Genomic DNA, 24,943 nt, shown 5'->3' with positions numbered 1-24,943 from the left:
TCGTAACTTCTGTCTGTAACTATTGCATAACAGTTGCAAAATAGCTTCTTTTGCCCTTTTTTTTTGTGATGCAAACCACTATAGTCCCTGTAAATCGTTAACCGTTCACAAAGGGAGATTGTTAAATGAAGTCAAAAAGATCCGGTCGCTTGTTGGCCACTTTTGTATCAATTGCTTTAGCGATTGGCACATTGGTTGCACTACAACCTGCTCAAGCGGCAACAGGTACAAACTGCACGGTCAAATCAACCACTAAGAATGCTGTGTGTGATGTTGTCACGTACGGCGCCCTCCAAAGAGTTCAATCATTGGATCCAATCAATCCAGTTGGTGGATATACAGAAGGCCAGATGGCATATCTAGTTCAAGGCAAGCTCTACCGTTATGACGCAAATGGAAAGCCTCGTCGCGATTTAGTTGAGACAGCTGAAGTGAGTAGTGATGGAAAAACTGTCACCCATACTCTCCGCGCGGCGAAGTATTCTGACGGCACAGCACTTGTTGCTGCAGACGTTGTTAATTCATTCAGTCGTTGGATTAATTCAAAGCGTTCTGCTTCATACATTGACGCAGTAGACAAAGTAGTAGCAAAAGATGCCAAAACACTCGTATGGAGTTTGAAGCGTCCATACCCAGATTTCAACTTTGCACTTGCACAAGAGTTCCTCGGAATTCACCCTGCGGGCAAAACAGATACTGAGGATAAGGCCAAGGAATACTTTAAGAATCCAGTTGCCGGTGGACCAATGATGGTTAAGTCTTTTGTTCCTGGAACAGATGCTTTCACTCTCGTTGCAAATCCAAATTACTGGGCAAAGTCGCTAGTGAAGGAGCTTCGTGTTGTCACAATTCCAGATGGCAATACACGCCTAGCCGCATTCCAGTCAGGGGCAATTGATTATGTTATGGAACTTCCACTAGGTGCAAAGAGTATTCAGTGGGATAAGTCAAAGTTCCGCGTCACAGGAGAGCAGGATTCAGGTACTTTTATGTTGGCATTTAACATGGGCCCAGATCAACCAAATAAGGCTCTAAAAGATGCCAGAGTACGTCAAGCCATCTCGCTCGCCGTTAATCGCGCAGCAATCATGCGGACTGCATTCGCTAACCTAGGAAAGCCAAACTGTGGAATGCAGTTCAATTTCAACAATGATTATGTAGTCTGTTCAATTCCAAAAAATGGAAAGCGTGATACAGCGGCAGCTCGCAAGTTACTTAAAGACGCTGGTTATGCAAATGGACTCAAGATCAATATGCCAGTTCCAAACCGTATCTTCTGGCAAGATGCAGCTCAGGTTGTCAAGGACAGCCTAAAGTTCGTCGGCATTGATGTAACAATTCAAATGGTGACTCCAGACTCAGCTATTTCAGCAGTACTTAACAAGAAGGACTGGGAAATGTTGTGGTTTGGAAATAACGCTGCCACACCAATTCTTCAGCTCTCAAACTGGTTTAAGCCAGGTGGAGTTTGGGCAGGTCTTGCAAATGTCCCGGATGCACTTATTTTGGAGTCAGGAAAACTCCTTAGTGAAGCTTCAGCATCTGAAAGCTCATCTGTTATCCAAGACAAGTTAGCGGCCGTCGAAAAGATAGCTTTTGATTTGTCTGCCTTTATTCCGATCGGGAACCGTTTCTATCTATCCGGTAGCCGAGTAGGAAACAATATTGTGGAAGCCCTATTGCCTGGACAATTACAGTTTGTTTTGGCTACAAACCCACCTCTCCCAACAGACTAAATTTAATTTAGTCTTGGGTTAACGAGTTGCCAAGAAATATTGAATTCTCTTGGCCAATAGTCGAGAGCCTGGGTGTTCACAATCGTGGACACCCAGGTAATTGATTTCTAGTCTTTAATGATTTTGTCCGAAGCGTGTACAGAACTTTGAATGTGGAGGGTGGAAAATAGTTCCGTGAATAGAAATATCTTTCTCCGGAAAATTTTTGGGCGCTTTTTACGGGCAGTCTCCATTTCATTTTGGGTAATGGTAATTTCCTTCTCATTAATCAGACTCTCTCCGGGCGATCCCGCCTCTGCGCGTTTAGGTGCTGGCGCTGAACCTGAAGCCATCGAACAACTTCGTGAACAGCTCGGACTCAATAGAGGTATCTTTACTCAATTCATTGATTATCTTAAGAATTTGTTGCAGGGAGACCTGGGTGTTTCACTGGTCAATGGTGTGGATGTTCTAGAAACTATAAAGCGAACGTTTCCATTGACTCTCACATACATTACTTTATCTGTTTTACTTGCTTTCTTGATATCAATTCCAATAGGAACAATTATTGGATGGTCAAATAAAGCTTCAACGGTTTATGTATTTAGAGGACTAACATCGATTATTATTGCGACTCCCAACTTTTTTATTGCGATGATTGGAATTTTACTTTTTAGCGTTACAAGGAACTGGGCACCGCTATTTGGATATGTGAGTGACTTTCCAGAAAACCTCAAATATTTATGGCTTCCAGTCTCAATCAACAGTCTGATTCTTGTCGCTATTATTTCCAGAGTTCTCCACACATCTGTTGTTGATACTAAAGCAGAAGAGTTTGTTGAAACAGGGATTATCAGAGGCGTCAGCCGTCCTCGGTTTTTCTGGTTCTATATTCTCAAGCCTTCACTCGCCCCTACTGTAGTTTTGATGTCCTACATGATGGGCACCATGCTGGGGGCAACCGTAATTTTAGAAACAATTTTTTCTCTGCCAGGAATTGGGCGTGAACTTGTAGGAGCCGTCCTTGCTAGCGACTATCCAATGGTTCAAGGAATTCTGCTTATCTTTGGCGTTATAACCGTGTTTCTCAGTTTCATTGGTGATCTACTGGCATACGCTCTAGATCGGAGAGTCAAACTATGAGGAGTAACAAAGCAATACTGGCAAACGCTTCAAGAAGTGAAAAGATAAAGGAATGGATTTCACGCCCTGGTGGATTTGGAATCATTACGGGCACTTTTATGTTTGCATCTATAACAATTGTCGGGTTTTTGTACCCACTGCTCAGCCCTTATGGTGCTGATGAGTTTGTCGGAGAATCTCTTGAGTCACCGTCTTTTGCACATCCCATGGGATTGGATCAATTGGGTCGTGATGTCATGACCCGTGTTTTTTCTGCAGTACCTTCAGATATAGGAATTGCATTCCTTGGAGTTTCAATCCCATTAGTTATTGGGACGATTGTTGGAATTCTCTTGGGATTAGCGAAGAATAAATACTTTATAAGTATTGTTAGTTCTCTCATTGATGGAATAAACGCATTTCCATTACTGATTATTGCAATTGCCATGGTTACTTTTTTAGGGCCTGGATTGTTTAATGTCGTCATTATTCTTTCTGTTATGAACTGGGCACGTTACGCTCGTATTGCACGTACCAAAGCTGTAGTAGTTCTCGCTCAGAACTACATTGAAGCAACAAAACTCATGGGTTTCTCAAAGCGTAGAGTCATTGCAAAACATATATCACCAAATGTTTCGTCTGAAAGTCTTGCCTATGCACTAAGCGATTTTATTTTGGTAATTATTGTGGTTTCTGGACTTTCATTTTTGGGATTAGGGGCAAGGCCACCCACAGCAGAGTGGGGTGCAATGATTGCCGATGGTAGAACTTTTCTGGGTCAAGCATGGTGGTTGACAATTTTCCCTGGTCTGGCATTGTGTTGGTCTGCTATCTCTCTCTCATTTATTGTTGAAGGGCTTTCGCGCAGAGATCGAGGGAATTCATGAGTAAAGCACTCGTTGAAATTGATTCTCTTCGTATTGACGTTAAAGTTACCCGCAAACGCAGATTAACTATTGTCAATAGTGCCACTTTCGATATTCAGCCAGGTGAGCTGCTGGGACTCATAGGAGAATCTGGGTCTGGCAAAACAATGTTGTGCCGTTCATTAGTCGGCACCTTGCAACGTCGAGGTGCATATATTAAATCAGGGTCCCTCAAATTTGATGGTACTGATTTGGTGAATGCATCACCGAAAGAGTGGAGAGATATCCGCGGCAAGCGAATTGGATATATCCCTCAGTCTGCTTTAGCCGGTCCAAATCCTGTAATGACAGTCCGCGCGCAATTGGCTGAAGCGATTCGGCAGGGTGAAAAAATGAATGATTCCGTAGTTCGGGAACGAGCGATTGAATTGTTGAATATAGTTCAGATACGGCGCCCTGAAGTTGTACTAAAGCAGTACCCTTACGAACTCTCTGGGGGAATGAAGCAAAGAATTATGATTGCTTGCGCTATAGCTCGCCAGCCACAATTGATTGTCGCCGATGAGCCGACAACTGGCCTGGATGTGACTGTCCAAGCCGAGATCATGGATCTTCTCCGACAAATCAGAAAAGATCTCAATACCTCAATAATTCTTGTTTCACATGATCTTCCATTAATTAACGAGGTTTGCGATGATATTGTGATTATGCATGCAGGTGCCACAGTGGAGGAGATTCCATCTTCTAAAATAAAAGAAACCCGTCATCCATATACAGAGGCATTATATAACTCACGCATTGACTTAGTAGAACCTCGCGGAAAATTAGTAACAATAAAGGGTCAACCTCCAACAGTTGGCGATTGGCCAACAGGTTGTCGCTTTGCAGCGCGATGTGATTATGCAAAGCCTATGTGTTCCGAAGATATAGAGATTCCACTCGCCAAAGTGGGAAAAGACCATGTAAGCGCCTGCCTTCGCCAAGCGGAGATTTGGGGGGATTCAAATGAACTTGCTTGAAGCCTTCGATGTAAGTGTCACTTTTAAATCATTCGGATACGAAGTCCAAGCAGTAAAAAATGTTGATTTTGTGCTTCCTCAAGGCCAAGTTGTTGGAATTGTTGGCGAATCAGGCAGTGGTAAATCAACTCTTGCTCGAGTCTTATCGGGTATCCAATCTCCTACAAGTGGCTATGTAACATACTTGGGAAAGCCGATTCAAGAAGGTAGAGAAATTTATAAAGGTGAACTTCGAAAAGCTGTTCAAATGGTTTTTCAGGATCCATACAGTAGTTTAAATCCCCGTATGAGAATTATTAATGCTGTTTCAGAAGCAGTTCGAATTCACCAGAACCCAAACAAGGCAGAGGCTCAGCAAATTGCTCTTGATTTACTTAAGCGAATGAGTATTAGTGAAATTGACGCATTCAAATACCCAAGTTCACTGTCTGGCGGACAACGCCAACGCGCATCTGTTGCCCGCGCATTGTCAGTTCAACCAAAGATATTAATTGCAGACGAACCAACCTCGGCCATCGATCAAAGTGCACAATCACAATTACTTGAGCTATTTAGTGAACTAATCAAAGATGGACTTTCGATTGTTCTTGTTTCCCATGACCTAGGAGTAATTCGATACCTCACAGATAGTGTCTACGTGATGCAAAATGGTGAATTTGTCGAGTCGGGTAAATCAGAGGAGATATTCAATAATCCAAAAGAGCTTTATACCCAAAAACTCATTTCCTCTATTCCTGGTCATTTACAAATTAACTCTAAAAACGCCGGTTAAAAATGACTGGATTGGAGTTATTTTCACTAAAAGGTAAGACTGCATTAATCAGCGGCGCCGGCGGCGCAATTGGTTCTGTTTTAGCACAAGCCATGTCTCAAGCTGGCGCTACTGTTGCAATACAGGATTTAACTCTCGAGAAATTGCAACAAACGAAAAAGATTATTGAAGCCACCGGTGGTCGTGTTTTCTTATTTGCCGCAGATTTGACCGATACGGCGGCCTGCACTCTTTTGGCTGCTGAAGCGGCATCGGCATTAGGTTCAATTGATATTCTTGTAAATTGTGCCGGAATAAATCGTCGTAAATCGATAGTTGATGTCACCCTTGATGATTTCGAGGCAATCGTTGCGGTTAATATGCGAGCTGTCTATTTTCTAAGTCAGGCAGTCCACTCAATCATGAAAGTAAAGGGTTCTGGATCAATTGTTAATGTAAGTTCTATAACTGCTCGTTTTAGTTTCAATACAGTCTCCGTTTATGCTGCCACAAAAGCTGCAGTTTCCTCCATGACTCGATCCTTTGCTCGCGAGTGGATTTCAGATGGAATCCGAGTTAATTGCATTGAACCTGGATATGTTAAGACGGAATTTACTCGTCCTCTTTGGGGGGATCCAAAGCGAAGTGAGTGGTTTAACAACTTTACTCCCATTGGGAGAATGGCAGAACCTGAGGAACTTGTGGGAGCTGTTATATATCTTGCAAGTGAGGCCTCGAGCTATGTTACTGGGCAATCGATTTTAATTGATGGAGGCGTGTTAAGCGGAGCAGATTTTGATAGTTAAATGAATTTTTTCTAGATTTCACCTTTGTCAGATTTTGGATTCGAAATTCTTGGAACGCCTCGAAATATTTGAGCTGGTTCTCTCAGCAAAGGTGTTACCTTATTTTTGAAAATTTCTATGTAGTCAGTTTGTGTATGTTTCTCAAATTCTTTTCGATTCTCGTAAAGTTCGTATAGATAGAATGTTGATGGATCTAATTCATCGATATATACGATGAATTTCAAAGCCCCAGTCTCTTTCCACGTATTCTCTGCGTGTATTCTCAATTCCTTCTCAAAAACCGTTACTTCTGAGTTGAGAACTTTGAAAACGACCATGACCGCAAATTTCATTGTGAACTCACTACTTCTCTCTTTTAGATTCTCGAAAGTGCGTTAACAGCATATGCACGTACCGCCGAAACGCTACCTGTTGAAACGATGGATTGCTCCCACAGTGCCCCGCCCAAGCAGACGCCTTTTACTCCCAACTTCAAATACTCTTTTACCTCTTCTGGGGTGGCACCGCCAGAGACGACAATTGGTAAATCAGGAAGCGGCTCTAAAACACTCTTTATATACTCCAGACCTCCGAAGGCCCAAATTGGAAAAATCTTCACCAATGTTGCTCCCCATGCCATGGCCTGCATCATCTCTGTTGGAGTCGCCGTACCTGGTGTTACCTTCAAATTGTTTTTAATGGCTGCTTCAATAATCTCTCGGTTTGTGTGAGGTGAAACAACGAATTGCCCTCCAACCTTTGCAATCGCATTAACTTGGTCAACGGTTCTGACGGTACCAGCTCCGATTCGTTCAACTCCCTCATTCACCAGAGTTTCAATTACATCTAAAGCGTTTGGAACTGTCATAGTAATTTCAATCGCATCTACGACTGTGTCATTTAGGGCACGAGCGATAACAAGTGCATCGTCTGAATTATTAGTTCTTATAACCGCAATTACACCAGAATTAAAAACTCTGCTCATACTGCGGTTAATCCTGCATCCATCGAAAAAACACTTCCATTTACAAATCTGGCCTCCGGGCTTAATAGGAATGCGATTCCATGTGCAACCTCTTCCGGGGTTCCCATCTTTCCATCCAATTGGCGCGCTTCCATTAATTTTCTTGCTGCAACAGGATCGGTGGCATCAGATAGAATTCTTGCAATCCATGTTGAATCAACTGTCCCTGGTGCGATTGCATTAATACGAATACCCTGTTGTGCATGATCTACGGCAATACATCGAGTTAGACCAACCACGGCGGATTTTGAGGCACAGTATGCGACTCTATTTTTTAACCCAACCAAAGCGCCAGCCGAAGCTACATTTACAACTACTCCGCCTCCATTTGCAATCATTTGAGGAATAATTACTTTACACATGATAAAAGTGGCTTTTATATTGACAGAAAAGGTTAGATCCCACTCATCTAAAGTCGTTTGCTCGACTGTTCGTGCAAAACCGACCCCTGCATTGTTTACAAGTGCATCAACATTAAAGCCTCTCACTGCATTACTCATTACGTTAAGAACATTTGAGCTCTCCGATAAGTCAAGATCTAGAATTTTTATTGATGTCCCATGAACTTTTAGCTCAACCTCAGCAACTTTCAAGTTCTCTAAATCTCTATCAATTAAAAAAGGTCATACCCTTTTTGGGCAAGGTTATGGGCTGTGGCTAAACCAATCCCATTGGCTCCTCCAGTGATCACTGCTAACTTACGATCTGAATCCTTGTAGCTCATAATTACTCGGCAACTACCTTATTTGTCAAAATTCCAATCTTTTCGATTTCGATTTCGATTACATCCCCTGGCTTCATGAAGATTGGCGGTTTGTAAAAAAGTCCGACTCCATGCGGTGTTCCAGTCGTGATTACATCTCCGGCTTCTAAGGTAACTCTTTGGCTAATATAAGAAATTAGAAATGGAATATTGAAAATCAGATTCTTTGTATTGCTAGATTGCATGGTTTTGCCGTTGAGACGAGCTTCAATCTTTAGATTGTGTGGGTCTGGAATCTCTCCGGCTGGAACAATGACGGGACCTATTGGTCCATAGGTGTTGTAGGACTTACTCCTGACCCATTGACCGTCCTTGCCCTGAGCTTCGCGATCAGTAACATCGTTCATGCATGCATAGCCGGAGACGTAGTCCATCGCTTCACTCTCCTTTACGAGTGTGGCCCGCTTCCCGATTACAACCGCGAGCTCTGCCTCCCAATCCAATTGGGTGACCCCTTTATGAAGAATAATGTCGGCACCATGTGGAATCAGCGAGGTTGTCCACTTAGTAAATAGAACAGGAAATTCTGGGAGTGGGATGCCGGCTTCTGCGGCATGATCCTTGTAATTAAGGCCTACAGCAATCACTTTTCCTGGCATCGGTAGGGGTAAATCCATGGCGATTCCTTTCAGGTTAACCGAGAATTTTAATTTTCCAAAACACTACCTTAAACATGGCAAATTGTATACAGTAAACCCCTAACAGGAGTGATGGGGAGCTAGATGTCGAGAGTAAAGATTGCCATTGCCGAAGGTGCTTTAGCAGACCCTTCCTGGGCGACCGTTGTCGCAGACAAACTTGATATAGATCTAAAATTTGGACCGGTTGACTCTGTAGAGGATCTCAAGGCTACAGCCACGGATTGTTCAGCGCTTCTGGTCGCTCTACATAAATTGAATGAAGAAAAGATTTCAGAGATGCCCGCCTCGATTAAGTGTATCGGGCGATTAGGAGTTGGATTAGATAGCATCGATTTGGTTGCAGCCAAGAAATATAAACTACCCGTAATTTTTCAACCAACTTATGCATTCAATGAAGTAGCAAACCACGCAGCTGCAATGGTGCTGGCGTTACATCGTGGTTTGTTACAAGCAACTATCACAACCCAGGCGGGTAAATGGATTCCAGCAACTCAAATTGCGGAGATAACTTCACTGCAAGATTCTACAATCGGCGTTATTGGTTGCGGTCGTATCGGGCAGAGTTTCATCGGAAAAATGAAGCCTTTTGTTAATGAGATTCTGGGTTTTGATCCTGCAGTAACTGGAGAAATACCTGGTGTAAGAATGGTTAATTCTCTTGATGAGCTTTTAACTGCGAGCAAAATCGTCAGCATGCACGCTCCTTATTCACCAGCAACTCATCATATGATTGGAAGACGCGAGCTCGCCTTGATGCCAAAGGGATCTATTTTGGTAAACGTATCTCGAGGTGGATTAATCGATGAAGACGCACTAATCGACTCTTTAGAAAGCGGTCACTTAGATGGGGCTGGGTTAGATGTTTTTGAGAAAGAGCCACTCGTAGAAGATGCTTTAATACGCAAAACGAAGAATTTGATTCTTTCTCCACATATAGCTTGGTATTCGAAAAGTTCAGGTCCTCGACTAGTCGAATGGGGATTAACTGATGCTTTCTCATTTATTAAAGACCAAGTAATTATAAATGGAAAGTTTGCAACAGGCCCATTCTAAAACAAAAGGAGAAATAAGACATGGAAGAAATTTTCGTTCCTGCGCTAGGGATGGCGATGGATAATGCTGTTTTACTTGAGTGGTTAAAACAACCTGGAGATGCAATCAATGTTGGTGATGCTGTTGCTGTGATTGAAACCGACAAAACAACTATGGATATTCCCGCTGAAACATCAGGCATCCTTGGAAAGCATCGCTACTCAGTCAATGATGAAGTACCGGCAGGAAATACGATTACCGTTGTTCTTTCTCCTGGAGAGGTGGAGTGATAGATGTCTTCCATTGATAAACGTGAAGCCGTTTTGTTGTTGCGTGGCATGATGGTTATAAGAGACTTTGAAGAGACTGCGGATAAATTGTGCCTGCGCGGCAAAGTTCCGGGAGGTATGCATAACTCATCCGGGCAGGAAGCCGTGGCGGTTGGTGTTTTATCAGCACTTGCCGATGATGATGTAATTGCGACAACACACCGATCTCATCACCACACACTTGCAAAAGGATTTTCGCCTAAATCGGTAATGGCTGAGTTAATGGCAAAGTCAACTGGAGTTTCGGGGGGCCGTGGGGGCTCAATGCATTTAGCTGGAGTTTCACGAGGCCATTTTGGGGGAAATGGAATTGTAGGCGCCGGTGTCGGAATAGCTATGGGTGCTGCCCTTGGAATCCAACACAGAGGTGAAAAGAAAGTAGCGATTGGTTTTGTCGGAGATGGAGGTATGAATACTGGCAGAACATGGGAGTCAATTAATATGGCGGTGATCTGGAAACTACCATTAATAATTGTGGTTGATAATAATCAGTACGCCGTTGAAACTTTCGTTGGTCGTGTTACAGGTGGTGGTGATTTAGCAAAACGAGGCGCTGGATTTGGACTACCTTCTTTTAATATCAATGGGCAAGATGTCATCGAAGTCCGTGAGCACGTACGTCAGGCACGAGAGCGAGCGCTTGCGGGCGAGGGTCCGACTTTTATTAATGCCATAACCTATAGATATTATGGTCATAATGTCGGCGAAAAAGGTCAGTATCGCACTCAAGATGAAATCCAACAGTGGCGTAATACACGAGATCCAATTGACATGTTCACAGAGAAAGTACTCTCCGAAGGGTTAATCACTCAATCTGAAGTGGATGAGCTTCGTACATCAGTGCGCCAGGAAATAGAGGAGGCAGTTGCTTTTGCAGAGTCTTCACCAGAGCCTGACCTTTCAACAATTACTCAGGGCGTAGATTCAGGCAAGTTGGGAGTTCAACTATGACAACCGAGGTCAAAACAATTACACCAACGTATTCCGAGGCTTTTCAATCCGGAGTTCGCGAAGAAATGAACCTCAATAAAAACATCTTTATTCTCGGAACCGATCTTGTAGAGCGAGGCGGGCACTTTGCCCAAGTGAAAGGCCTCGCGCAGGAGTTTGGTCATGACAGAGTTCGTGACGCACCAATCTCTGAAGCGGCAATGGTCGCGGCAGGAGTTGGGGCTGCGATGTATGGATGCCATCCCATTGTGGATTTAAACTTTATTGATTTCTCTCTAGGAGCTATGGATGAAATCATTAATCAAGCGGCAAAGATTCGATTTATGTTTGGAACGCCAGTTCCGCTGGTTATACGAGCAACTTCCGGAGTTGCACTTGGGGGAGCTCATCACTGTAATTCATTGGAATCTCTTTTTGCACAAACTCCCGGACTTTCAATCGCCGTTCCTTCGACAGCTAGAGATGTTAAGGGACTCATAAAAACTGCTTTGCGATCTGAGGATCCAGTTATCTTCTTAATGCATAAGAAATTGTCTGGTGCACGAGGTGAAATTGGAGATGAAAATCTCTTTATTCCATTTGGAAAAGCCAAAACGGTGAAAACAGGTAAAGACGCGGCAATAATTACGTATGGCTACTCAGTAATAACCGCTACAAAAGCAGCTCAAGCACTAGAAGGCGAAGGTATTTCGGTGGAAATCATTGATTTACGCACGCTATATCCACTCGATCAAGAGGCAATCGACAGAGCGGTTCAAGAGTTCGGAAGAGTTGTTGTTCTGGATGAAGCACCATTGTTTGGCTCAATCACCGGTGAAATTGCGTCTGCAGCGACCGAACGAAACTTTCGTGCGCTGAAAGGCCCGATCATTAGAGTTGGCGCTGTTCGTGCTCCACTGAGTGCTAACCCCGCAATGACAGAGTCTGCAATACCCTCAGTCGAACAAATTTCAAAGGCTGTTAGAGAAGTTGTTTCTTACTGAAATGGAGAATTAAATGACAATAGGGGCGTTCAGTGTTAAAGGAAAAGTTGTCGTTGTTACAGGAGCTGCCGGCGGTATAGGAATGCAGGTTTGCAGACAGCTAGGCGGTGATGGTGCGCAAATAATTATGTCTGACATAGATGAAATAGGACTCGCTGCAGGCCAGAAAGAATTGGAGTCCCTGGGGATATCCACAACAACCTTCAGAGGCGATTCTAGTATCGAAGCAGATGTGGTGAGCCTATTTAAATTTGTCTCGAATAAATTCGGCGTAGCAGATATTTTAATTAATAATGCCGCTGCGGGTACCCATACACCTCCTCAAGATACAACTTTAGAAATTTGGAATAAGGTAATCGGAACTTCATTAACAGGATATTTTTTGAACGCCAGAGAATTTTCGAAACTAGTTCTTGCAGCTAAAAAACCTGGAGTAATTGTAAATATAAGCTCTATTGCCGGTAGCTCGGCAATTGGACGCGGAAATTTCGCATATAGCGTTTCAAAGGGTGGGGTAAATCAGTTGACTCGTGAACTTGCAATCGAGTGGGCGAAATCAAATATTCGCGTCAATGCGATCCAGCCCTGTTCAGTAAATACACCCGGTTGGAGAAAATGGATAGAAGTAGAGGGAGAAAAAGCCAAACCTCTTATGGATCTTTTAATCAGTGGGATACCCCTTGGTAGGGTTGCAGAACCTGCCGATATAGCACATGCGGTTCATTTCCTAGCAAGTGATGCCGCGGCAATGGTTACCGGAACTATCCTGCCAGTTGATGGAGGCAATCTTGCCTATAACGCCGGCGGAACTCTGGGTGACTACTAAATTTCTTTGAAGTTGGGGCACTGCCATTTAGATGGTATTGTTTACAAACAACAATTTAATGGGAGTCATGAATGACATTAAAGCCTCTGGGTCTAAAAGTCGCATCACGCCGAGTGCTCTCGGATGTAGTAACAGATGATCTTCGTGAGGCGATTATCACTCATGAGTTAGAACCCGGTCGCCGAATAGCTGAAGACGAACTCGCTTTGCAGATGGGTGTATCGAGGGGTCCCATCCGGGAAGCCCTAATGCGCCTAGAACGAGAAGGCCTCATAACCACCGAAAGGCATAAAGGCGCTCGGATCGCTTCGTGGGATCATGACGATATCCTAGAAATTTATTCGATGAGAAGCGTTCTTGAAGAGTTAGCGATTGAGTGGGCATGTAAAAACGCTACAGCTTTAGATATTGAAGCGATGGAGGATGTTCTTCATCATTATGCAAAGTTGACTGAAAAGCAACGTACACCCAGTGTTGTGAGCAGTATTGATTTAGAATTTCATACCGCTCTTTTTGCAGCCGCTCATCATGATCGTTTATTGCAAGCATGGACTGTACTCCGATCTCAAATTCTCGCGTTTTTAGTTTATACATGGTCGAAGGATAAAAACATTAATAAGACTTTTCTTCCAAGTTGGGCACCAGATCACGCCGCAATAGTTGAAGTTATTAGAAACAAGCAGACTAAAAAGGCTAAAGATATGTTGAGTGCTCATGTTGAGCGAGGATTCCAAAGAGTGGCAGTTCATTTTACAGAACAGCCTATAGCGGCTAAGAAAGACTAAGTTCTACAATTAAACTCCAAATTGCCTCTGAGATTTGGATCTCTGGCGAATTCTGAGCGCGCTGAATATTTTCTACGTCACCTGGAACTAGTACCGGTTGGTTTGAATCAGTCGGTTTGGATGATCTTATAATCTTCGTCGCTTCTGAAATTTCCGATTTGAAAAAACTTAACCCAAAAAATTTTTCTGGATCAATCGCAATTAAAACTGGCCCATACCCTTTGGTAAACCCATTATTCATTGAAGGGTGGTTACCCGACAACGCACCGCCTAATAATTCAATCATTAGGCTCATGCAATAGCCTTTATGGCCCCCGAAAGGAAGCAAAGACCCACCGGAGTAAAAGTCTTGTGGGTTGTTACTATCTTTTCCATCTTTATCTATAACGATACCAGTCGGAATAATGCTTCCATTAGCTCGCGCAACTCTTAATTTACCTTCTGCACTTGCCGCAGTGGCAAAATCAATAATTACTGGCTCGTCATTCGACGGTATTCCAGCAGCAAATGGATTTGTGCCAAACAATCTTTGACTGCCACCGAATGCAGCTACAGCTGGATCTGCGTTGCACCACATCATTGAGACAAGATCCTTTTGTGCCAACAATTCAATATATTCACCCACTCGTCCAATGTGATTACATGAATTAATAGAAATTGCTGCAACACCATACTCTCTGGCCTTACTCGCTGCTACTTCTGTCGCAAATTTGCAGGCAACTTGCCCCCACCCCCAGTGTGCATCGATAACTGCAGTTGAACCCTCCTCCCTCAAAATCGTTGGTGCTACGGTCGGATCAATTACTCCGTTTTTTATCGAATCTGTATATTCAATTAGACGAATTATTCCGTGAGATGCGTGCCCTGCCTCTTGTGCCTGTACTAAAGATTCGGATACAGATTGTGCATAGACCTTCGAAGAACCGAATTTTTCAAGAATACTCTGCGAAATCTGCAGCACCTCTTGTCGAGTTATTTTGAGAGTTTTTACTGGTTCTGGCACGTGAAACCCCTTGACTCGTAGGCGAGAATCGTAAACAATAAACAATTAAGAGTAACTGTGCTGCTGTTAAAAATCAATATCCAGATAAGGGGTTTACATGAAAGTTATTGGCTTGGAAACAATACGGTTGCGAGAATTTCCAAGCATACTTTTTGTGCAAGTCCATACGGATGAGGGCTTGATTGGACTTGGCGAGAATTGTGTAGGTGTAGAAAGTGTTGAGACATTCCTTCACGAAAGTGTTGCGCCTCGGATATTAGGTAAGAACCCACTTAACATCAACGAAGTTCACGAAATACTCCACCAGGATTTCATTGGTTTTAATGGCTCTTCCGTAGCGGTTCGAGCGGCATCTTCAATAGATATTGCCTTGTGGGATCTGCTTGGTCAAGTTACTAACCAACCGATTTATCAACTTCTCGGAGGGAAAGTTCGTGATCAAATTCGGGCTTACAACACATGTGCTGGCTCAGGATATGCAAAAGGGTCGTCGAATATTGATCGTAATAGAAAGGCGCAGCTGGGAACAGTAACAAGTAGTGAATATGAAGATCTCTACGCCTTTTTAAACGAACCTGAATCTTTAGTCTCAAGTCTTAAGGAAATGGGCATGACGGCCATGAAGATTTGGCCTTTCGATGAGGCATCAATTCGATCTGGTGGACAGACTATCGATAGAAATGATTTGAAAGTTGCAGTCGATCTATTTGAACGCGCGCGCGTAGCTGCAGGCGATGGGTTTGACATCATGCTGGAAATGCATTCGCTCTGGTCTACTCCCGCCGCGACAATCATCGCTAACTCCGTTGAAGAGTTCTTTCCATTCTGGATTGAAGATCCAATCAGAAATGAAAGTGCTGACGCGCTCAAAAGATTTAAGAGTGGGGTAAATCTACCTTTAACTGTGGGAGAGACGACCGGTACTAGGTGGGATCACCATCGCTTGCTCGCCTCTGGTGCAGTCGACCATTTAATGCTCGATCCTGGCTGGGTAGGTGGAATTACTGAGGCCAGCGCCGTAATCGCTCTTGCATCAACCTATGGAACGCCCGTCGCTCCTCATGATTGTACTGGCCCGGTTGTTTTGACTGTTGGTACACATCTCGGAGTTGCATACTCCAACATTGAATTGCAGGAGATGGTCCGTGCTTTTTACTATGGCTGGTACCAAGATATGGTGACGGTTCTTCCACAGTATAAAGATGGTTTTTTAACTCCCCCAACGGGTCCTGGACTCGGTACGGCCTTACAACCCGGGATAAACAAACGCAGCGATGCAATCGTCCGGTGGAGTCGTCTTGAGTGAAAAACTCATTCTTGGTCTAGACATCGGAACTTCTTCTGTGAAGGCTATTTTCATTAACAAGGGTGGCGATGTTTTGGAAAGAGTAGAGGTAAAAATTGCGACAATTTCTGCAGAGCCTGGGTTGGCAGAACAAAAAGCTGAAGATTATCTGGATGCCTTAAAAAGTATTGCGGAGTTTAATAAAGATTTGACTCGAAATTTAATAGCGATTGGACTCTCTGGTCACACACCATCAGTTGTCTGCATCGATGAAAGCGGCGTTGCGCTTCGCCCAGTGTTAACATGGCAAGATACTCGCGCACAAAAAGAGTCGCAAGAACTGCAAGAGGTTTTTGGGAATCCTCTTGAAGTAATTGGAACCTCATTGCCATGGTCCCCAAGTGCTTGTCCTGCCAAACTACTGTGGTTATCAAGAAACGAAAGTTGGCTGGTTCAAAGGGCTCGTTGGGTTTTACAGCCAAAAGACTATGTCGGGTTTCACTTAACGGGTGAAGCAATCTCTGACCCATGGTCTTCAAAAGGGTTATGCAATGTAAAAAATAGGCAACCAATTGAATCTCTTCTCAAATATACGGGTTGGCCTACTTCGATAGTTCCTGAATTAAGAGATGGCTTCTCGAGTCGTGGAAATGTTTCACAAACCGCTGCATTAACCTTCGGCTTCCCATCCGGTATCCCAGTAAGTACTGGGTGGTCTGATGCTATGTCAGGAATGGTAGCCATTGACGTGATGCGCGAGCCAAGCTCTTTCATAATTACGGGCACTTCTGCAATTGTAGGATCGTCAACTCGCACACCCCCGAAGGATGGGGGATCGCTCTACATAATCCCCGAATCATGTGCTCCATTGACGATTACTTATGGACCTACACAATCCAGTGGAAGTTCAATATCTTGGGCACGCGACTTGCTTAATCTCGATCTCGATGAAGTCATGAATTTTTCACAACAATCAGAAGGGAAAAACCTTCCAATATACTTGCCTTACATATTTGGTGAGAGGGCTCCCTTATGGAGGGCTGATATCCAAGGGGGCTTCTATGGCATTACAGGAAATATGAGAAAAGCAGAGTTTGCAGCGGCGGTTTTAGAGGGTATTTCATTTGCTGAAAAACAAGTTCTTGAGACCGCAGAAGGGTTGAATGGGGAAACTCAATCTACTGTTAAATTAGGCGGACATGCAGGCAATGACGCAAGGTGGGAGAAAATCAGGCTGCAAACTCTTGGTCGTAATATTGCACGTTATGACGATATCGATACAACAACTCGTGGAGCGGCAATTCTCGCACACTCTGTTTTAAGCGGAAATCTCGCTGAATCATCGCTGAAATTGAGATTTAACCCTTTAAAATCTTCGGCAAATCAGGAAAATAAAGAGTACTCACAGAGAAAGTTCCAAGAATTTCTACTAGCTCAAAGTTTCGCGATTCGCTTAGCCGATCACAAAAAAAGCCAAGGTAGATAATGATGAAAATTACTAATAGGAATCTATGAGAAAGATTTTAGCTCCAAAGAAAACAGAAATTAACAAACTTAGGAAGCTGTCGTTTGAGTTAGTTGAAATTCTTCGAACTGGAGCGGTTTTGGTTGTGGCAGTTGAAAATTCATATGTCGCAGTTGCCGACCCCTCTAACCCAGATGCGGGTGAGAGTTTTAGGAAGTTGAAGAAGTCTGATCCTGATATTTTTTTCCCAATTTTTATAAGTGACTTGGGGCAATTGATTGATTATGTCCCTGATATTCCTGATAGCGCCCGTCTTTTAGCCGGCTTTTTTTGGCCAGGTATGCTCAATATTGAACTCCCGGCGAGAGATGTAATTCCAAATAATCTTGGAGCCAGCATTGCTCCTACCTCTGTAATGGTTAGAAGCCCTAAGAATGAACTTTTAAATGCCATGTCAGAACTAATGGGACCGATAATCTATGTTTCTCTAACTGATGCAAAGGGTGGATTATTGAAATCTTTGACTCTTTTAACCCCAGAAAACAGAAAGTGTATAAGGGTGGCGATCGACTCAGGGACAATAAAGTTAAAAGAAAAAACAAGTATTATTAACTGCATTCACGCTAAACCTAAAATGCTTCGTGAAGGAGCTATAACTTTTATAGAAGCAAAAAAACTGCTTCCATCGTTATCTTCTGCCTAAAACTAACTACTTCAACTCAAGTGGTTCACCCAGCACTGGAATCCAAACTCGACCGGTGGGTTCTAAAAGTTTGTAAGTATCAGTAAATTCACTCAAATCAAGGGTGGCAGTCTTGTTAAACTCCTCATCTTCATTCCATAACCCGAAGTGCATCGGAACCGCCACTTGGCACCCTTGTCGCCATGCCAAAAAGGCCGCTTCCTTAGTGTCCATGTTGCCCGTAATTCCATTAATGCATATAAGAGAAATATCAGTTCGATTTTCAGTATCATCAACAATTCTGGCATCGTACTCCGTATCACCTGAGTGATAAATTCGCCATTTCCCAACCGTGATTAAGTAACCCGTCGCATCTGGTGTTGGTTCTGGTTCAAACATATGTCGGGCATACACCGCTTCAATCTTTATATCTCCTACTTCTACAACTTCTCCACGATTTATTAGTACCGAACGCTCTCCATAAAATCCTCCCGCTCTTGCCAGCTTAATAACGTTAAATGGACCTATATATCGAGTTTTTGCATGCTTTGAAAATGGAATGATCGCCTCAGGGTCTTGGTGATCGTCATGGGAATGAGTTGCCAGAACGGCATCAAATTCAGATTCCTCGGGTGAAAGCGGGGCTGGATAACCTCTACTAATGCCATAAGAGGTTTTTACTGAGTCGGTTAGATACGCGTCAATACAAACCGTATTGCCCCCAGGACTCTTTATGACAAAGCCCGCTTGAAGTAGCCACCATACGTGTACCGCGCCAGCCGGTACTGGAGTATCCCGAATTACTGGCCATAATGAACTGTTCTTTGCATCCATATCATCACCATTTTCTGTATCTCAGCTAGCCTTTTATCGCCCCTGCAGTTAAGCCAGAAATAACAAACTTTTGGATAAACATATAAAGAATGACCGGTGGCAATCCATAAACGATTGCTCCCGATAAAAGAGTTTGTATTGGAGTGTCTAACTGGGACATTGTCGATGCTAAACCAACTGAGGCGGGATATTTCTCCTCAGTTGAAATCATTGTTACTGCAATGAGGTATTCTCCCCAGCTGGCAAAGAAGGCAACCACACCAACGGCAAGAATGGCAGGAGAACATAAAGGAATAATTATTTTCCTTAAAACCCCCATTGGAGTACATCCATCAATTTGTGCCGCCTCATTTACTTCTCTGGGAATACTCTCAAAGGCTGGTTTGAGGATCCATACGCCTACAGGAATAACGAAAGCTGCATGGATTAATGACAGAGCCGTCAAAGAGTCTGTCATTTGAAAATTACTATATATCTTGAAGATTGGAATCACGATAAGTGCTTCTGGCAACATTTGGGTAAAGAGCAACATCAACCCAAATGCAATTTTCCCCCTCCATTTAAACCAGGAGAGAGCGTAAGCGCCTAGTATTGATAAAACTGTTGTAATTAAAGTAGTTAGGAGGGCGACCAGAGCTGAATTGATCAACCACCTGCTCATCTGCTTTTCTCCAAATATTAAGCGAAATCCCTCTAAATTTGGATCGATCGGATATAAAACAGGGGGATAGCGAAGGGTGACTTCTGGAGCTTGTACAGCGGTTACTCCCATCCAATACAGCGGAAAGAGAATCAATAAACTGACCAAGAAAATAGTAAAGTATCTGATTGCGGTACGAATTTGAATCGATTGTTTTGAGCCTCTGACGATTGCCATAATTAATTACTCTTCTCGGCTCTTGACTGCAGTGCAAGAAAAACAACTGCAATTATGAATGTGACCGCCAAGCCGACAACTCCGATTGCCGACGATAGCGCCAAGTCATAATATTTAAAGGCTGTATTGTAAACGGCTAAAACCAGCGTTTCCGTGTCTCTCTCAGGTCCTCCTCCAGTAGTCAAATAGATCATACTAAATTGGCGAAAAGCGAAAATGAAAGCCAGGAGAGAGAGTAGAACGAAAGTAGGTCGAATGCTCGGCAATGTTACTGTTCTAAATCTCTGAAATGCGTTCGCACCATCAACGGTTGCAGCCTCTGTTAAATCCTCAGGGACCCCTTGAAGTGCGGCCAAGAAAACTATGCTGTAAAAAGGAAATGTCTTCCAGGTTGACATAACGATAATTGAAATAAATGCATATGGACTGGATGTAAGCCACCCACCTGACGTATCAAATGGTAGATGCTGATTCACTATACCAATAACACCGAAAGCTGAATTTAAAATCCAGATAAAAATAATAACAGATGCTATATCTGGAAATGCCCATGGTGCCGTCATTATGGCTCGGATTCCACCTCGTCCTTTAAATCTCTTATTAACCAAAATAGCCGTACAGATGCCCGCTCCTACTGAAAATATGACATTTGCTACAGCATACGTTGTAGTAATTCTTAAACTAGCAAGAAAAGTTGTGCTTTTAAACAATGAAAAATAATTATCAAGCCCAATAAAATTTACTTTTGTGTCTAAGGATGCGCCTAGGGTTTTATCTGTCAGACTCGTCCAAATGGCTTGAGTTATTGGATATACCACTAAAAGCGAAGTTACTAAAATTATTGGCAGTGCTAAAATGTACGGTAGTTTTGATGAAGAGGACCGAGATGATGAATTCTTTTTCATTTCACCACCATCTCGGCCCACCCCATTCTCAATTTATGTAAAGCGCCTTTCATTAATCATTAGAGCGAAGAAATTAAAGTTTTGTTGCCAAAACTAAAAGCTCCTTCTGTGCTTGATCCATAGCTTGTTTTACAGTCTTCTTCTTGTTCATAGCCGACTGTAAATTAGTGAGGATAATAGTTCCGTATTCGTCACTCTTCGTAATGAAGTCGCCCATCATATCCATTGGAGTGATAGGCACACTTGGAGGAGTTAAGAATCCATCAATCCATGGAAGAGTCTTAAGGTACGACTTGAATGCTGCGACCTTTGTCATCTCTGGGAATGGAGGGATAAAGTCTAAACATTGCATAGTTAAATCAGCCATATTTTCTGGCTTAAATAGCCATGTGAGGAACTCTGTTGCCGCCTCTTTGTTTTTGCCCAACTTATTGAGTGAAATTGGGTGAACACGTGAGGCCGCTTTGTGACTCTTATGTGGCAATGGCACGCTGCGTAACTTGGCATAAACAGCCTCATTTGTACTCTTGAGAACGTTTACGGCCGCTGAAACCCAGAATCCCTGTGCGATTCGCCCATTGGCTGCGAGCTGAGTTGCTGCAGCATTATTGATTCCCTTAGGAATTGAAGTGTTATAAAGATCTAGCCACAACTTCATTGCCTTCACAACCTGAGGAGAGTTTGCCTTTGGAGTTTTACCAACTGCCCAAACTCCATCGTACATATTCACCCAGTTCTGCATGTTGAACCAGAAATCACCTTGTTCTGCCATCGTATTTGGATGCCAGAAACCATGTTGATTTGGCTTCTTAGTGAGTTTCTTTGCAGCTGCCAAAAGCTCTTCAGGAGTGGTTGGTGGTTTGATCTTCGCTTTTTTGAACAACTCTGAATTATAAAGTAACCCAAAGTTAACTGTCACAATGCTTACGCCGTGCACTGCCCCAGCCTTATTTGTGACATAAGCGTGAATTTTTGGATTTGGAGTTACACCCGCTGCCTTTATCGCATCTGTCAGTGGCAAAAAGTAACCACTCTTAAAGAGGCGAACTGCTAAGTCAGGAGTTGACATAATCAAATCGTCTGTGAGAGTACCCGCTTCTAAACCAGTTAACACTTGGTTTACATACTGAGCGAATGGCCAACCAGTCAACTTGACTTCACTTGTTGTGCTTTGCGCATTAAATTTCGCTAACACTGATTCCCAAGCCTCTTTACGGCCAGGTTCTACGCCCATCCAAGTAGTTATATTCAGTTGAGTTTTAGCTGCTGAGGCAGGTGCTGCTCCAGCAACTGAACTAACCGCGGCGACACCGGCAACTGCGCCGGCACCTTTTATAAATCCACGACGCCCTACTTCTAGAGTGCTTGCTCCGAGAACATCTTCTCTCTCGACTCTTTTTTTGCTCATTCACATCTCCCCTTTGATGAGTATTTAACTAAATTACAGCACAGGTTTTGTGAACTGTATTTAGTTAACTGTGCGGCTATTTTGCAACTCTTTGTCTTTAGAGTCAAGGGTTTGGGAGTCACTTTTAGATAACTTTTGGTTAATTTGCTAAAAATCCTCCGTCGACAGGTACGACGATTCCACTGACATAATCTGAAGCGTGCGAGGCTAAAAACAGTGCTGTTCCGGCTAAATCACTCGGTTTTCCCCAGCGACCTATTGGGATTCTGCTTGTTAACCAGTTGTACCTGACTGGATCGCCCTTCAAAGCAGCTGTTATGTCAGTTTCAATAAACCCGGGTGCTATAGCGTTTACATTTATTCCAAGCGGGATGAGTTCATTTGAAAGACCTCGAGTAAGCCCTACCAGCGCGGTTTTAGCGGCGGTATAGCTAATTACATTTTTACCCCCTTGATAGCTCCACATAGAGGCTATAAAAATTATCTTCCCGTAACCTCTCTCGGCCATCCCACGACCTATCTCTCGTGAAAGTAGAAATGGTGCATTTAAATCAATCTCGATTGTTTGATCCCATTGCTCATCTGTGTGTTCGAGCACTGGATTTCTCTTTGATAGACCTGCATTATTTACAAGAATATCTATCTTTACATCTTTTATCTGCTGAAGAAGGGAAAGGGTTTGTGTGCGCTCCTGTAGGTCAGACTCGATCCCAGTAAATTCAACGCCACAACTTTTAACAATCTTACTTAGCTCATCGTCTTTGGTCTGATGTGAGCTAACTGCAATTATATTTGCTCCGTTACCTGCCAAAATTGATGCGATGGCAAAACCAATCCCTTTTCTTGCTCCGGTGACCAAGGCAGTTTTTCCACTTAAATCAAAAATCCCTTGATATGACATAGCTCCCCTTTGAATTACCTTTTCTCAGATGGCGCTTACTCTTCTACATTACCCTTATGATTGTCAATAGTTAACAATATGCCAATTGAGCCACCGGTTGAACAGGAGAGTTTTATGCAAGGTCTTTTAGTGCCGCAACTAACCGCCTTCGATAAGAACAATAATGTCGACTACGTTGCAACAGTTGAACATGGTCAGTGGTTACTTTCCAATGGGGTCAGTGGTTTAGTTCCCTTTGGCACTTTTGGCGAAGGTGCATCTTTGAGTTTGCGCGAAAGAATGAAAATCACTGAAGATTTAGCTAGTATCTCCAAAAACACATTTCTGGTTCCGGCAGTGATATCAAATAGTCTCGGTGAGATTTGGGAGTATTTGGATTTCTTAAAAGATATCCCTGTTGAAGCTGTAATGATTACTCCACCAAACTATTTCAAACCAATCGACAACCAGTCAATGATAGATTTCTATAAAGCGGTGGCTAGTCGAACTAATCATAAAATCGTTGCATATAACATTCCTTCCTGCTCACTAAAAATTGAAACCGAGGTCGCTAAAGAAATTCCGATTTGGGGTGTGAAAGACTCAAGTGGCGATATTAACTCTGCAATTAATTACTTAGAAAACGGAGTCAGGGTTCTACTAGGCAGCGATATTTTACTTGTTAAGGGAATTGCGGCTGGTGCATCCGGAGGGATATGCGGCCTAGCTAATTTTTTTCCTAAACAAATGTTGCGGGTATATTCACTCGCTATGAGTGGAGATATAGAAGCAGCTGAAGTTTTGATAAGAGAAACGGTCGGTCTTTTTGATCATGTTCTCAAACCTAATTTTGCTCCGGTTGTGGCTATTGGGTGTCTAAAGAATGTCGCTGCAACAATAATCCCAACTAAAGTTGGGAAAATGAGATTGCCTTGCCCAACCTGGCAACCATCGGAAAAAGAACTGGCAGATTTAGCTCAAGCAGTACTAAATTATCAGGCCCTACATAATTAAAGCGCTACGAAAGTAAAGGCGATGACACAGGAGAAGTATTCTCGTTTTATCGGCAGTCTTGAAGTCTCGCCGATTGGATTGGGCTGCATGTCTCTCTCTGGCTACCCAGAATCGATGGCCTTTATATTGGATGATCGAGATCGGGCGATTCAAACTATTCATGCCGCTTTGGATGCGGGAATAAACTTTTTTGATACAAGTGATGCCTACTCACCTTCTTGGAATCAGTATGGCCATAATGAAAAACTAATTGCTGAAGCAGTTCGAAGTTGGACCGGGAATGAGATTCAAAAGTCTTCTATTGTCATCGCTACCAAATGCGGAATTACACGCGGGAAAAGTGACAATTGGTTTGGTGCACTTGGATTTAACTCTACAAAGGATTACCTGTATCGTGCAGTTGAGGCATCTGCAGCTCGAATGGAGGTTGATAAAATAAAATTATGGCACCATCATAGAGTAGATCCAAAACTTGGCATTGAAGAGCAATATTCAAATGTTCGATCTTTAAAAGACCATGGAATTGTAGAAAACATTGGTTTATGTAACGTCAACCTTGAACAGTTAAAAGTGGGATTAAATGTCATCGGTGGACCAAAAGATGGTGGTGTTGTCTCTGTTCAAAATGAATATAGTCCAAGGTTTAGATTAAATTCCGATGTTTTGGAATTATGCAGAAGCACGGGAATAGCTTTCATTCCTTGGTCGCCGTTTGGTGGAGTCCGTGGAGTCAACAATGTGGCATCTCAGAGTTTTTCAGTGCTCCAGAACATGGCGCGCAGAATGAATGTCTCTGTTTTTGCTCTAACTATTGCGTGGCAACTATCGAAGGGTTTGAACGTTATCCCGATCCCAGGATCTTCTCAGCCGAAAACTATCCTTGACTCATTAGTTGGAACGCACATCAAGCTTTCCGAATTTGATATTAATGAAATTGAAAATGGGCTACCTCCATCGAGCCAGGAGGCCGGCACTTACATTCCTGCATTAAAGTAAGC

General features: G+C 43.1%; 27 protein-coding genes. 17 read left to right on the top strand and 10 right to left on the bottom strand.

The features are described 5' to 3' along the window. Window positions 1–125: 125 nt before the first annotated feature. The 6 genes from Q8K48_07730 (at window position 126) to Q8K48_07705 (ending at window position 6,279) form a co-directional block, all read left to right on the top strand. On the top strand, window positions 126–1,736 hold the full coding sequence (locus tag Q8K48_07730; GenBank protein MDP1852286.1) for an ABC transporter substrate-binding protein: 1,611 nt from the start codon (window positions 126–128) through the stop codon (window positions 1,734–1,736). A 174-nt stretch (window positions 1,737–1,910) separates the two neighbouring features. Next, window positions 1,911–2,858 carry an ABC transporter permease gene (locus Q8K48_07725; GenBank protein MDP1852285.1) on the top strand — a complete coding sequence of 316 codons (948 nt, stop codon included), beginning with the start codon at window positions 1,911–1,913 and terminating at the stop codon, window positions 2,856–2,858. Next, window positions 2,855–3,724 carry an ABC transporter permease gene (locus Q8K48_07720; protein ID MDP1852284.1) on the top strand — a complete coding sequence of 290 codons (870 nt, stop codon included), beginning with the start codon at window positions 2,855–2,857 and terminating at the stop codon, window positions 3,722–3,724. The genes Q8K48_07725 and Q8K48_07720 overlap by 4 nt, the downstream gene beginning before the upstream one ends. After that, window positions 3,721–4,722 (top strand): ABC transporter ATP-binding protein, encoded by a 1,002-nt coding sequence (locus tag Q8K48_07715; protein ID MDP1852283.1) that lies wholly within the window; start codon window positions 3,721–3,723, stop codon window positions 4,720–4,722. Before Q8K48_07720 ends, Q8K48_07715 begins: the two co-directional genes overlap by 4 nt. Continuing rightward, window positions 4,709–5,494 carry an ATP-binding cassette domain-containing protein gene (locus tag Q8K48_07710; protein ID MDP1852282.1) on the top strand — a complete coding sequence of 262 codons (786 nt, stop codon included), beginning with the start codon at window positions 4,709–4,711 and terminating at the stop codon, window positions 5,492–5,494. Before Q8K48_07715 ends, Q8K48_07710 begins: the two co-directional genes overlap by 14 nt. Window positions 5,495–5,496: 2 nt before the next feature. Continuing rightward, window positions 5,497–6,279: a glucose 1-dehydrogenase gene (locus Q8K48_07705; GenBank protein ID MDP1852281.1), complete on the top strand. Its 783-nt coding sequence runs from the start codon at window positions 5,497–5,499 to the stop codon at window positions 6,277–6,279. A gap of 11 nt (window positions 6,280–6,290) precedes the next feature. On the opposite strand, the gene Q8K48_07700 is transcribed toward Q8K48_07705, so the two are convergent. From Q8K48_07700 to Q8K48_07685, 4 genes are all read right to left on the bottom strand, one after another. Further along, on the bottom strand, window positions 6,291–6,611 hold the full coding sequence (locus tag Q8K48_07700; protein ID MDP1852280.1) for a putative quinol monooxygenase: 321 nt from the start codon (window positions 6,609–6,611) through the stop codon (window positions 6,291–6,293). Between the two features lie 23 nt (window positions 6,612–6,634). Then, window positions 6,635–7,243 carry a bifunctional 4-hydroxy-2-oxoglutarate aldolase/2-dehydro-3-deoxy-phosphogluconate aldolase gene (locus tag Q8K48_07695; GenBank protein MDP1852279.1) on the bottom strand — a complete coding sequence of 203 codons (609 nt, stop codon included), beginning with the start codon at window positions 7,241–7,243 and terminating at the stop codon, window positions 6,635–6,637. Then, a complete protein-coding gene (locus Q8K48_07690) occupies window positions 7,240–7,896 on the bottom strand; it encodes an SDR family oxidoreductase (GenBank protein MDP1852278.1) in 657 nt (218 codons plus the stop codon). The genes Q8K48_07695 and Q8K48_07690 overlap by 4 nt, the downstream gene beginning before the upstream one ends. Before the next feature lie 112 nt (window positions 7,897–8,008). Then, the gene (locus Q8K48_07685) at window positions 8,009–8,662 is read right to left on the bottom strand and encodes a fumarylacetoacetate hydrolase family protein (GenBank protein ID MDP1852277.1); all 654 of its coding nucleotides are present in this window, start codon (window positions 8,660–8,662) and stop codon (window positions 8,009–8,011) included. Between the two features lie 105 nt (window positions 8,663–8,767). On the opposite strand from Q8K48_07685, the gene Q8K48_07680 reads away from it, so the two are divergent. The 6 genes from Q8K48_07680 to Q8K48_07655 all read left to right on the top strand — a co-directional run bounded on the left by Q8K48_07680 (window position 8,768) and on the right by Q8K48_07655 (window position 13,592). Continuing rightward, window positions 8,768–9,739 carry an NAD(P)-dependent oxidoreductase gene (locus Q8K48_07680; protein MDP1852276.1) on the top strand — a complete coding sequence of 324 codons (972 nt, stop codon included), beginning with the start codon at window positions 8,768–8,770 and terminating at the stop codon, window positions 9,737–9,739. 20 nt (window positions 9,740–9,759) lie between these two features. Then, on the top strand, window positions 9,760–10,008 hold the full coding sequence (locus tag Q8K48_07675; GenBank protein ID MDP1852275.1) for a biotin/lipoyl-containing protein: 249 nt from the start codon (window positions 9,760–9,762) through the stop codon (window positions 10,006–10,008). 3 nt (window positions 10,009–10,011) lie between these two features. Next, complete coding sequence (locus tag Q8K48_07670; GenBank protein ID MDP1852274.1) at window positions 10,012–10,998, top strand: thiamine pyrophosphate-dependent enzyme; 987 nt, start codon at window positions 10,012–10,014, stop codon at window positions 10,996–10,998. Then, window positions 10,995–11,981: a transketolase C-terminal domain-containing protein gene (locus Q8K48_07665; GenBank protein MDP1852273.1), complete on the top strand. Its 987-nt coding sequence runs from the start codon at window positions 10,995–10,997 to the stop codon at window positions 11,979–11,981. The genes Q8K48_07670 and Q8K48_07665 overlap by 4 nt, the downstream gene beginning before the upstream one ends. A 13-nt stretch (window positions 11,982–11,994) precedes the next feature. Continuing rightward, window positions 11,995–12,807 (top strand): SDR family oxidoreductase, encoded by an 813-nt coding sequence (locus Q8K48_07660; protein ID MDP1852272.1) that lies wholly within the window; start codon window positions 11,995–11,997, stop codon window positions 12,805–12,807. 71 nt (window positions 12,808–12,878) lie between these two features. Next, window positions 12,879–13,592 carry a GntR family transcriptional regulator gene (locus tag Q8K48_07655; GenBank protein ID MDP1852271.1) on the top strand — a complete coding sequence of 238 codons (714 nt, stop codon included), beginning with the start codon at window positions 12,879–12,881 and terminating at the stop codon, window positions 13,590–13,592. On the opposite strand, the gene Q8K48_07650 is transcribed toward Q8K48_07655, so the two are convergent. Further along, window positions 13,579–14,595 carry an Ldh family oxidoreductase gene (locus Q8K48_07650; GenBank protein ID MDP1852270.1) on the bottom strand — a complete coding sequence of 339 codons (1,017 nt, stop codon included), beginning with the start codon at window positions 14,593–14,595 and terminating at the stop codon, window positions 13,579–13,581. The genes Q8K48_07655 and Q8K48_07650 overlap by 14 nt on opposite strands. A 97-nt stretch (window positions 14,596–14,692) precedes the next feature. Here Q8K48_07650 and Q8K48_07645 point away from each other — a divergent pair, with 97 nt between their 5' ends. Genes Q8K48_07645 through Q8K48_07635 form a run of 3 tightly spaced genes read left to right on the top strand, consistent with a single transcriptional unit; the run spans window position 14,693 to window position 18,048 of the window. Continuing rightward, window positions 14,693–15,901: a mandelate racemase/muconate lactonizing enzyme family protein gene (locus Q8K48_07645; GenBank protein MDP1852269.1), complete on the top strand. Its 1,209-nt coding sequence runs from the start codon at window positions 14,693–14,695 to the stop codon at window positions 15,899–15,901. Continuing rightward, a complete protein-coding gene (locus Q8K48_07640) occupies window positions 15,894–17,366 on the top strand; it encodes an FGGY-family carbohydrate kinase (protein ID MDP1852268.1) in 1,473 nt (490 codons plus the stop codon). Before Q8K48_07645 ends, Q8K48_07640 begins: the two co-directional genes overlap by 8 nt. A 25-nt stretch (window positions 17,367–17,391) precedes the next feature. Beyond that, window positions 17,392–18,048, top strand: coding sequence for a Sua5/YciO/YrdC/YwlC family protein (locus Q8K48_07635; protein MDP1852267.1), 657 nt, complete (start codon window positions 17,392–17,394; stop codon window positions 18,046–18,048). A 6-nt stretch (window positions 18,049–18,054) separates the two neighbouring features. Here the strand turns inward: Q8K48_07635 and Q8K48_07630 are convergent, their stop codons facing one another. From Q8K48_07630 to Q8K48_07610, 5 genes are all read right to left on the bottom strand, one after another. Next, entirely contained in the window at window positions 18,055–18,861 is an 807-nt protein-coding gene (locus Q8K48_07630; GenBank protein MDP1852266.1) for an MBL fold metallo-hydrolase, read from the bottom strand. Window positions 18,862–18,886: 25 nt separating this feature from the next. Further along, window positions 18,887–19,738 (bottom strand): carbohydrate ABC transporter permease, encoded by an 852-nt coding sequence (locus tag Q8K48_07625; GenBank protein MDP1852265.1) that lies wholly within the window; start codon window positions 19,736–19,738, stop codon window positions 18,887–18,889. A gap of 2 nt (window positions 19,739–19,740) precedes the next feature. Continuing rightward, complete coding sequence (locus tag Q8K48_07620) at window positions 19,741–20,643, bottom strand: sugar ABC transporter permease (GenBank protein MDP1852264.1); 903 nt, start codon at window positions 20,641–20,643, stop codon at window positions 19,741–19,743. A gap of 73 nt (window positions 20,644–20,716) precedes the next feature. After that, complete coding sequence (locus Q8K48_07615; GenBank protein ID MDP1852263.1) at window positions 20,717–22,051, bottom strand: extracellular solute-binding protein; 1,335 nt, start codon at window positions 22,049–22,051, stop codon at window positions 20,717–20,719. A gap of 139 nt (window positions 22,052–22,190) precedes the next feature. Continuing rightward, window positions 22,191–22,952, bottom strand: coding sequence for an SDR family oxidoreductase (locus tag Q8K48_07610; protein MDP1852262.1), 762 nt, complete (start codon window positions 22,950–22,952; stop codon window positions 22,191–22,193). A gap of 60 nt (window positions 22,953–23,012) precedes the next feature. Here Q8K48_07610 and Q8K48_07605 point away from each other — a divergent pair, with 60 nt between their 5' ends. Together Q8K48_07605 and Q8K48_07600 are read left to right on the top strand one after the other, a co-directional pair. Further along, on the top strand, window positions 23,013–23,945 hold the full coding sequence (locus Q8K48_07605) for a dihydrodipicolinate synthase family protein (protein ID MDP1852261.1): 933 nt from the start codon (window positions 23,013–23,015) through the stop codon (window positions 23,943–23,945). A gap of 21 nt (window positions 23,946–23,966) precedes the next feature. Then, window positions 23,967–24,941: an aldo/keto reductase gene (locus tag Q8K48_07600; GenBank protein MDP1852260.1), complete on the top strand. Its 975-nt coding sequence runs from the start codon at window positions 23,967–23,969 to the stop codon at window positions 24,939–24,941. Window positions 24,942–24,943 lie beyond the last annotated feature (2 nt).

Origin of the sequence: Candidatus Planktophila sp., from assembly GCA_030681675.1 — a bacterium.
GTDB lineage: Bacteria > Actinomycetota > Actinomycetes > Nanopelagicales > Nanopelagicaceae > Planktophila.
This window is presented reverse-complemented; position numbering and strand designations above follow the sequence as displayed.

What these genes read in the sequence shown, in the direction of transcription:
- Q8K48_07675 (MDP1852275.1), top strand. Translation starts at nt 9,760, where the DNA reads ATGGAAGAAATTTTCGTTCCTGCGCTAGGGATGGCGATGGATAATGCT.
- Q8K48_07620 (MDP1852264.1), bottom strand. Translation starts at nt 20,643, where the DNA reads ATGAAAAAGAATTCATCATCTCGGTCCTCTTCATCAAAACTACCGTAC.
- Q8K48_07665 (MDP1852273.1), top strand. Translation starts at nt 10,995, where the DNA reads ATGACAACCGAGGTCAAAACAATTACACCAACGTATTCCGAGGCTTTT.
- Q8K48_07615 (MDP1852263.1), bottom strand. Translation starts at nt 22,051, where the DNA reads ATGAGCAAAAAAAGAGTCGAGAGAGAAGATGTTCTCGGAGCAAGCACT.
- Q8K48_07630 (MDP1852266.1), bottom strand. Translation starts at nt 18,861, where the DNA reads ATGGATGCAAAGAACAGTTCATTATGGCCAGTAATTCGGGATACTCCA.
- Q8K48_07695 (MDP1852279.1), bottom strand. Translation starts at nt 7,243, where the DNA reads ATGAGCAGAGTTTTTAATTCTGGTGTAATTGCGGTTATAAGAACTAAT.
- Q8K48_07685 (MDP1852277.1), bottom strand. Translation starts at nt 8,662, where the DNA reads ATGGATTTACCCCTACCGATGCCAGGAAAAGTGATTGCTGTAGGCCTT.
- Q8K48_07610 (MDP1852262.1), bottom strand. Translation starts at nt 22,952, where the DNA reads ATGTCATATCAAGGGATTTTTGATTTAAGTGGAAAAACTGCCTTGGTC.
- Q8K48_07720 (MDP1852284.1), top strand. Translation starts at nt 2,855, where the DNA reads ATGAGGAGTAACAAAGCAATACTGGCAAACGCTTCAAGAAGTGAAAAG.
- Q8K48_07730 (MDP1852286.1), top strand. Translation starts at nt 126, where the DNA reads ATGAAGTCAAAAAGATCCGGTCGCTTGTTGGCCACTTTTGTATCAATT.
- Q8K48_07715 (MDP1852283.1), top strand. Translation starts at nt 3,721, where the DNA reads ATGAGTAAAGCACTCGTTGAAATTGATTCTCTTCGTATTGACGTTAAA.
- Q8K48_07600 (MDP1852260.1), top strand. Translation starts at nt 23,967, where the DNA reads ATGACACAGGAGAAGTATTCTCGTTTTATCGGCAGTCTTGAAGTCTCG.
- Q8K48_07670 (MDP1852274.1), top strand. Translation starts at nt 10,012, where the DNA reads ATGTCTTCCATTGATAAACGTGAAGCCGTTTTGTTGTTGCGTGGCATG.
- Q8K48_07660 (MDP1852272.1), top strand. Translation starts at nt 11,995, where the DNA reads ATGACAATAGGGGCGTTCAGTGTTAAAGGAAAAGTTGTCGTTGTTACA.
- Q8K48_07655 (MDP1852271.1), top strand. Translation starts at nt 12,879, where the DNA reads ATGACATTAAAGCCTCTGGGTCTAAAAGTCGCATCACGCCGAGTGCTC.
- Q8K48_07680 (MDP1852276.1), top strand. Translation starts at nt 8,768, where the DNA reads ATGTCGAGAGTAAAGATTGCCATTGCCGAAGGTGCTTTAGCAGACCCT.
- Q8K48_07700 (MDP1852280.1), bottom strand. Translation starts at nt 6,611, where the DNA reads ATGAAATTTGCGGTCATGGTCGTTTTCAAAGTTCTCAACTCAGAAGTA.
- Q8K48_07635 (MDP1852267.1), top strand. Translation starts at nt 17,392, where the DNA reads ATGAGAAAGATTTTAGCTCCAAAGAAAACAGAAATTAACAAACTTAGG.
- Q8K48_07645 (MDP1852269.1), top strand. Translation starts at nt 14,693, where the DNA reads ATGAAAGTTATTGGCTTGGAAACAATACGGTTGCGAGAATTTCCAAGC.
- Q8K48_07705 (MDP1852281.1), top strand. Translation starts at nt 5,497, where the DNA reads ATGACTGGATTGGAGTTATTTTCACTAAAAGGTAAGACTGCATTAATC.
- Q8K48_07710 (MDP1852282.1), top strand. Translation starts at nt 4,709, where the DNA reads ATGAACTTGCTTGAAGCCTTCGATGTAAGTGTCACTTTTAAATCATTC.
- Q8K48_07625 (MDP1852265.1), bottom strand. Translation starts at nt 19,738, where the DNA reads ATGGCAATCGTCAGAGGCTCAAAACAATCGATTCAAATTCGTACCGCA.